At 66.3% G+C, this 7294-nt stretch carries 7 protein-coding genes; 4 read left to right on the forward strand and 3 right to left on the reverse strand.

Features of this window, described 5'->3' with window-relative positions; genetic code table 11:
- The first annotated feature begins 30 nt into the window (after positions 1–30).
- Entirely contained in the window at positions 31–990 is a 960-nt protein-coding gene (locus IFT58_RS03525) for an acetyl-CoA carboxylase carboxyltransferase subunit alpha (RefSeq protein WP_188324586.1), read from the forward strand.
- A gap of 631 nt (positions 991–1621) precedes the next feature.
- On the opposite strand, the gene IFT58_RS03530 is transcribed toward IFT58_RS03525, so the two are convergent.
- On the reverse strand, positions 1622–2077 hold the full coding sequence (locus IFT58_RS03530; protein ID WP_188324587.1) for a CopD family protein: 456 nt from the start codon (positions 2075–2077) through the stop codon (positions 1622–1624).
- Between the two features lie 63 nt (positions 2078–2140).
- Here IFT58_RS03530 and IFT58_RS03535 point away from each other — a divergent pair, with 63 nt between their 5' ends.
- Both IFT58_RS03535 and phaZ read left to right on the forward strand, forming a co-directional pair.
- Complete coding sequence (locus IFT58_RS03535; RefSeq protein ID WP_192080729.1) at positions 2141–2731, forward strand: class I SAM-dependent methyltransferase; 591 nt, start codon at positions 2141–2143, stop codon at positions 2729–2731.
- A gap of 96 nt (positions 2732–2827) precedes the next feature.
- The gene (gene phaZ, locus IFT58_RS03540; RefSeq protein ID WP_188324588.1) at positions 2828–4135 is read left to right on the forward strand and encodes a polyhydroxyalkanoate depolymerase; all 1308 of its coding nucleotides are present in this window, start codon (positions 2828–2830) and stop codon (positions 4133–4135) included.
- 392 nt (positions 4136–4527) lie between these two features.
- Here phaZ and IFT58_RS03545 read toward each other — a convergent pair whose 3' ends face one another.
- Both IFT58_RS03545 and IFT58_RS03550 read right to left on the reverse strand, forming a co-directional pair.
- Positions 4528–5538, reverse strand: coding sequence for a sensor domain-containing protein (locus IFT58_RS03545; protein WP_192080332.1), 1011 nt, complete (start codon positions 5536–5538; stop codon positions 4528–4530).
- Complete coding sequence (locus IFT58_RS03550; protein WP_192093893.1) at positions 5535–5900, reverse strand: PadR family transcriptional regulator; 366 nt, start codon at positions 5898–5900, stop codon at positions 5535–5537. Before IFT58_RS03550 ends, IFT58_RS03545 begins: the two co-directional genes overlap by 4 nt.
- A gap of 374 nt (positions 5901–6274) precedes the next feature.
- Here IFT58_RS03550 and IFT58_RS03555 point away from each other — a divergent pair, with 374 nt between their 5' ends.
- Entirely contained in the window at positions 6275–7180 is a 906-nt protein-coding gene (locus IFT58_RS03555) for a peptidylprolyl isomerase (RefSeq protein ID WP_192093894.1), read from the forward strand.
- Positions 7181–7294 lie beyond the last annotated feature (114 nt).

Here is a 7294-nt window from a genome sequence, read left to right on the forward strand (position 1 = left end):
CCCCCTCTTCACTTCACACGACGGCTTCCGATGAATCCGAACTACCTCGACTTCGAGCAACCCATCGCCGACCTGGAAGCCAAGATCCAGGAACTGCGCAGCGCCAGTGCCGGTCCGGCGGTCAACGTCGAAGCCGAAGTGAATACCTTGCGCGACAAGCTGCGCGTGCGCACCGCGCAGATCTTCCGCAACCTGACCACCTGGCAGATCCTGCAGCTCGCCCGGCACCCGTCGCGTCCGTATACCGCGGACTACATCCGCCTGTTCTGCGACGAGTTCCAGGAACTGGCCGGTGACCGCGCGTTCGCCGATGACAAGGCGATCATGGGCGGCCTGGCGCGCATCGGCGGCCGTTCGGTGATGCTGATCGGTCACCAGAAGGGCCGTGACACCAAGGAAAAGATCAAGCGCAACTTCGGCATGCCCAAGCCGGAGGGCTACCGCAAGGCACTGCGCCTGATGAAGATGGCAGAGCGTTTCGGCCTGCCGGTGCTGACCCTGATCGACACCGCCGGCGCATGGCCGGGCATCGATGCCGAATCCCGTGGCCAGTCCGAAGCGATTGCCCGCAACCTGCTGGAGATGGCCGAGCTGAAAGTGCCGGTGATCTGCACGGTGATCGGCGAAGGCGGGTCCGGCGGCGCGTTGGCGCTGGGCGTGGGTGATCGGACGATCATGCTGGAATACAGCGTGTACTCGACCATCACGCCGGAAGGCTGCGCCTCGATCCTGTGGAAGGACGCGGGCAAGGCCAAGGAAGCCGCCGAGCAGCTGGGCATGACCGCGCCGCGGTTGAAGGGCCTGGGGTTGATCGACAAAGTGGTGCGTGAGCCCACCGGCGGCGCCCATCGCAACCCCAACCAGATGGCCAAGCGCCTGAAGGCCGTGCTGCTGAACGAGCTGGACGCCCTGCAGGCCCTGCCGACCGACGAACTGCTGGCCCGACGCTACACGCGTCTGCGCAGCTACGGTACGTACGAAGCCGCGTAAACCGCGGCCGCGCTGCGGCGGCTTTTCCATCCGGCACCCCCACCCCTGACGCAGGCCGCGCTGCGCGCTCGCCGAGCGTGGCGGTCCGGCACGCACCGCGCCGCACTTGCACTGGTAGCGCCGAGCCTTGCTCGGCGGCACTTCTTTCCGGCCCCCACACGCCTGACGCAGGCCGCGCTGTGCGCTCGCCGAGCGTGGCTCGGCGCTACCGTCGCGGTCCGGCCCGCAGCGCGCTGCACGTGCTCGGGTAGCGCCGAGCCGTGCTCGGCGGCTTTTCGATCCGGCATCCCCACCCCTGACGCAGGCCGCGCTGCGCGCACGCCGAGCGTGGCGGTCCGGCACGCACCGCGCCGCACTTGCACTGGTAGCGCCGAGCCGTGCTCGGCGGCACTTCGTTCCGGCACCCACACATCTGACGCAGGCCGCGCTGCGCGCTCGCCGAGCGTGGCTCGGCGCTACCGTTGCGGTCCGGCCGGCAGCGCGCTGCACTTGCACGGGTAGCGCCGAGCCGTGCTCGGCGGCACTTTGATCCGGCCCCCCTACCCCTACCCCTACCCCTGACGCAGGCCGCGCTGCGCGCTCGCCGAGCGTGGCTCGGCGCTACCGCGCGAGACCCGGCGGCAGCAACTCGTCAGAACGGCTTGGCCACCACCAGCCAGACAATCGGGATGAAGGCCAGCAACGGGATTTCGTTGATCCAGCGCAATGCGACCGGCGAGGGCAGCGCGCGGCCCTTGGCCACGCCCTTGAGCAGGCGCCCGGTCCAGATGAAATAGGCCAGCAGCAGCACCACCAGACCCAACTTCGCATGCAACCAACCGGCACCGCCCGGCGCCACCATCGTGGGGAAATCCGGAATCATTCGGTATCCCATCCACAGGACCAGCCCCAGCACGAACGCCAGACCGAACATCGCGTGCCCGAAGCGATAAAGGCGCCGCCCCATCAGCTGCAGGCGCTCGCTCACCGCAACCTGCCCGGCGGTCTCGGCAATGTTCACCAGGATGCGCGGCAGGTAGAACACCGTCGCCATCCAGGCCACCACGAACACGAGATGGAAAGTCTTGACCCAGAAGTACGACTGCATGCGCTTGCTCCGGTGGCTGGCGTAGGATGAACGCCATTTTCACCGATGCGCAGACCCACGTACATGGACAAGACCTACGACGCCGCCTATTTCCAGCATTGGTACAGCCGCGCCGACATCGGCGGTAGCGCCCGCTTGGCGCGCAAGGTGGCCTTGGCCGTCGCCACCGCCGAGTACTACCTGGAGCGGCCGATCCGCACCGTGCTGGATATCGGATGTGGCGAAGGCGCGTGGCGCGCGCCACTGATGAAACTGCGCCCAAAGCTGCACTACCTCGGTTTCGACAGCAGCGATTACGCCGTGCAGCGCTATGGCCGCACGCGCAACCTGCGTCCTGCGGCCTTCGGTGACTTCGCGTGGCTGCGGCCGTGTGCACCGGTCGACCTGCTCATCTGCTCGGACGTGATGCATTACGTGCCGGACCGCGAACTGCGCGCAGGCATGGCAGGACTGGGTGAGCTCACTGGTGGCGTGGCCTTCCTCGAAACCTTTGCCGCGGAAGACGAATTCGAGGGCGATCATGAGGGTTTCCACGCACGTCCGGCCCGTTGGTACCGGCGCGAGCTGGTCAAACAGGGCCTGGTGCCCGTTGGCTCGCATTGCTGGCTCGGACCGCCGTTGGCAACGGATGCATCCGCGCTGGAAAAGGCATGAGGGCAAGCGCCCCGCCTTGCCGCGCCCAATTAATATACCGGCCGGCCTGATCGGTTATGCTGCGCGGCAACATATGACCATACATATTGAGTCAGTATGCTCTACCAACTGCACGAATTGACCCGCAACCTGCTCGCCCCTTGGGTACATCAGGCGCAGGCGAATGCCCACTTCTTCAACAATCCCGGCCACTGGTGGTCGCAGATGCCCGGGGCCGACCGGCTGGCCGCGATGAACGAGCTGTTTCATCGCGTGGGCAAGGATTACGAAAAGCCGGAGTGGGGCATCAACGAAATCGACGTGGATGGCGAACGCGTGCCGATCGTGGTCCACGAAGAAGTCAGCAAGCCGTTCTGCAAGCTGCTGCGGTTCAAGCGTCACAGCAACGAAGCTGACCAGTTGCACACGATGTTGAACCAGCCGTTCGTGCTGGTCGTTGCACCGTTGTCCGGCCACCACGCGACGCTGCTGCGCGATACGGTGCGCACGCTGCTGCGCGATCACCGGGTGTATGTCACCGACTGGGTCGACGCGCGCATGGTGCCTGGCAGCGAAGGCGAGTTCGGCCTTGAAGATTACGTCGACTATATCCAGGAGTTCATCCGCCACCTTGGCGTGGAGCGCCTGCATGTGGTCAGCGTCTGCCAGCCCACCGTGCCCGTGCTGGCGGCGGTTTCGCTGATGGCCAGCCGTGGCGAACCCACACCGAAGTCGCTGGTGATGATGGGGGGACCCATCGATGCGCGCTGCAGCCCCACCGCCGTGAACAACCTGGCCACCCAGAATCCGTTGTCCTGGTTTGAAAACAACGTCATCCACACGGTGCCGCCGGGTTATCCCGGTGCGGGTCGCCGCGTGTATCCGGGCTTCCTGCAGCACGCCGGCTTCCTGTCCATGAACCCGAACCGGCACTTCAGTTCGCACTGGGATTTCTACACCGATCTGGTGAAGGGCGATCTGGAAGATGCCGACGCGCACCGTCGTTTCTACGACGAGTACAACGCGGTGCTGGACATGCCGGCGCAGTATTACCTGGACACCATCAGCGTGGTCTTCCAGGACTTCCTGCTGCCGCGCGGGGAGTGGTTCATCAAGGGCGAAAAGGTGGACCCGTCGGCGATCCGCGATACCGCCCTGTTGAGCATCGAAGGCGAGCTGGACGATATCGCGGGACTGGGGCAGACCGAAGCGGCGCAATCGCTGTGCACGGGCATTGATGCCAGCCGCCGCGAACACTTCATCGTCGAAGGCGCAGGTCATTACGGCATCTTCAGCGGCCGCCGCTGGCGTGAAGTGGTGTACCCGAAGGTGCGTGATTTCTTCGCCGCCAATGCCGAAGCACCGGCAGCGTCGAAGCCGAAGAAGAAGAGCAACGTCACCCCGCTGCGGCGGAAAGCCGGCTGAGCATCGTCCCGTAGCGCCGAGCCACGCTCGGCGAGCGCGCAGCGCGGCCGGTATCAGGCGCCAAGGTCCCGAACCGGACAGCCGCCGAGCACGGCTCGGCGCTACCCTGCCGCGCGACGGCCGTGGATCGCAAACGGCACACACGAAATCGCGCTGGTAGCGCCGAGCCACGCTCGGCGAGTGCGCAGCGCGGCGGTATCAGGCGTCAAGGTCCCGGACCGGAAAGCCGCCGAGCGTGGCTCGGCGCTACCCTGCCGCGCGACGGTCCTGGATCGCAAACGGCAAACGCCAGATCGCACTGTTAGCGCCGAGCCACGCTCGGCGAGCACGCAGCGCGGCCGGTGTCAGGCGCCAAGGTCCCGGACCGGACAGCCGCCGAGCAAGGCTCGGCGTTACAGCCGCACCAGCAGATGCTTTGCCAGCGTGCCGTGCAGTCGCCCCACGCCGCGTGCCAGATGCAGCGTGGCAAACAGCAACAGCACACCGACGACTGCGAGGACCGGCGTGGCCCATGCGCCCTCCAACAGGGGCAGGCCTTGGATCGTCAAGCCGGAATAATCGCCCGGCACCAACGCCGCTACCGGTGACCAGATGAAGGCCAGCGACACCGCCAGCAGCGTAGTGGCCACGGTGAAATACACGATGCCCAGCGGCAGCATCAACACGAAGTACAGCAAGGTCAGCCACGTGCGCCCGTCGGTGAACATGTCGCCGATCCGTTGCAGCCAGCTGCGGCTGCGGTCGCTGTAACGCGGGCGCCGCGGCATGCGCTCGCCCAGCAGCGCCTCTACCAACCGTCCTTCCAGCAACGCCAGGCCGCGAACCGAGCCGAAGAACAGCACGGCGACCGGAATGCCGATGATCAGGATCAGCAGCCCCACCGACAACGACAGCCCGGTGACCACCCACGTAAAGAAGAACGTGCCCGTGGCAAGCGAGAGCAGCATGTAGAGCAGCGCGCCGTAGGTGTGCGGATCCACCACGACGCCGAAGAAGCGCGCAGCGAGCGAACGCGACGGCGGTGGCGACGGGTCACCGTCCCGGCCATTCGGCGGGGTGATGCTGGCTGCCGGCGTAACTGAAGGCGCGACCTGCGCAGCCACCACCCGGGTACCGAGCGGCGTACTGGGCGTACGCAGCGCACGGCTGACGGTGATCTCCGTTTCACGGTAGATATCGGCCACTTCTTCCGGCGCACCGTAGCTGCCGGCGACGTCGGCGATCACCTCCGCTTCGCTGCGGCCCGGCTGTGCAGCCAGCTCCGAACGCAGGTATTCCTCGGCGTCATACAACGCGTCCTGCACCATCGCCGGGTCGGCGCCACGCAGTGCTGCGCGCAACTGCACCAGGTAGTCGGGAATGGTCGCTGGCAGGGTCCTGCCCAGGGTGTGTTCGGTGTTCATTGCAGTACGCCCTCCAGTACGGAATCGACGGAATCGCGGGTGGCACGCCATGCCTGGATCCATTGCTCCAGCACGGCGCGTCCCTGCTCGGTGATGCGGTAGTAGCGCCGCGGTGGGCCGCTGGTGGATGGCTCTACGTGGCTTTGCAGCAGGCCGGCCCCTTCCAGATTGCGCAGCACCGGATACAACGCGCTCTGCTTGCCACTCAGCACCCCTTCGCCGACCTGCTCCAGCTCCTTGGCGATCAGGTAGCCGTACAGCGGCTCCGGCGCACGGGCCAACACCGCCATCAAGGCCAGCGACACGGTGCCGGCACTGAGCTCCTTCTGGAACTTCTTCAGCTGGGCCTCTTCATCGACCATGGCGGCTGCTCCACTACGTTGAAGTGAACAGTAGTGTGAAGTTCGGGGTAGTGAAAGATGTCATTGGTCACGGTGCCCTTTTGCGGTCGCTGTCGGCGCCGGGCAGTCGATGGCCTGCGGCGCCCAGGGGGTAGAGCCGGCTTCAGCCGGCTGGCGGTTGGAGCAGCCGACTGAAGTCGGCTCTACCGCATGGCGTTTCCCCACGGCGTTTGCCCGACAGCGTTTCACCCATGGCGTTTACCCGATAGCGTTCAGCCCATGGCGTTTGCCCGACGGCGATTACCCCCACGGCGTTTGCCGATGGCATTACCCGGCGGCTGTGCGCTGCGCAGGTCTGATGGCAGAATCGAAGGCTCCTCGTCAAAAGGCTCGTCATGGATCGTCGCCCTGTTCAGTTGGCTCTTGGCCTTGCGCTTGCAGCCTGTGCGCTCGCCTCCCTGGCCACTGCCGCCACGCCGTACCGCAGCCCGCAGCAGATCCTCGACGCGGCCCCGGCGAGTGACTGGCGCACGCCGGACCCGGCCAACCTGCTGTACATGGATCTGCCGACGGGACGGGTAATCCTTGAACTGGCGCCGCAATTCGCGCCGCGCCACGTCGCCAATATCCAGACCCTCGCCCATGAGGCGTTCTGGAACGGCACCAGCATCTACCGCGCGCAGGACAACTTCGTGGTGCAGTTCGGCGATGCAGACGCGGACGATGCGGGGAAAGCAAAGCCGCTCGGATCGGCCGCACGCAAGCTGCCCGCCGAGTTCGAGCGCCCCAGTGCCGGGCTGGCCTTCAGCGCGCTGCCTGACCGCGATGGCTGGGCGGCACGTACGGGGTTCGTCGATGGCTTCGCGACTGGCGCGGACCCCAAGGCGGGGAAGGCATGGCTTGCGCATTGCTACGGCGCACTGGGTGCAGGCCGCAACAACGACGAAGACAGCAGCATCGGTGCGGAGCTGTACGTCGTCACCGGCCAGTCGCCACGCCAACTGGATCGCAACATCACCGTCGTGGGGCGCGTGCTGAAGGGCATGGAACTGCTGAGCGCACTGCCTCGCGGCCCGGCGCCGATGGGCTTCTACGCGGATGCGGCGCAGCGTACCCCGATCATCTCGATACGCCGCGTCAGCGAGGTGCCCGAAGCAGAGCGCACGCCGATCCAGGTCCTGCGTACCGAGTCGAAGACGTTTGCGGCGACGGTGGAAGCGCGCCGCAACCGCGTGGACGATTTCTACAAGCGTCCAGCCGGACATATCGACCTCTGCAACATCCCAGTGCCGGTGCGGTAACCCCACCGGCGGGGCTGGACGGGGTCACGGGTAGAGCCGACTTCAGTCGGCTGCGTGGCGTTTCGCGCCGACGGTAGAGCCGACTTCAGTCGGCTGCATGGCGCTCTGCGCCGA

Source organism: Stenotrophomonas sp. CFBP 13718 (assembly GCF_014842145.1).
GTDB lineage: Bacteria > Pseudomonadota > Gammaproteobacteria > Xanthomonadales > Xanthomonadaceae > Stenotrophomonas.

Bases quoted from the DNA above. Each gene is read 5' to 3' on its own strand.
- IFT58_RS03530 (WP_188324587.1), bottom strand. From the start codon at position 2,077: ATGCAGTCGTACTTCTGGGTCAAGACTTTCCATCTCGTGTTCGTGGTG.
- IFT58_RS03535 (WP_192080729.1), top strand. From the start codon at position 2,141: ATGGACAAGACCTACGACGCCGCCTATTTCCAGCATTGGTACAGCCGC.
- IFT58_RS03550 (WP_192093893.1), bottom strand. From the start codon at position 5,900: ATGGTCGATGAAGAGGCCCAGCTGAAGAAGTTCCAGAAGGAGCTCAGT.
- IFT58_RS03555 (WP_192093894.1), top strand. From the start codon at position 6,275: ATGGATCGTCGCCCTGTTCAGTTGGCTCTTGGCCTTGCGCTTGCAGCC.
- IFT58_RS03545 (WP_192080332.1), bottom strand. From the start codon at position 5,538: ATGAACACCGAACACACCCTGGGCAGGACCCTGCCAGCGACCATTCCC.
- phaZ (WP_188324588.1), top strand. From the start codon at position 2,828: ATGCTCTACCAACTGCACGAATTGACCCGCAACCTGCTCGCCCCTTGG.
- IFT58_RS03525 (WP_188324586.1), top strand. From the start codon at position 31: ATGAATCCGAACTACCTCGACTTCGAGCAACCCATCGCCGACCTGGAA.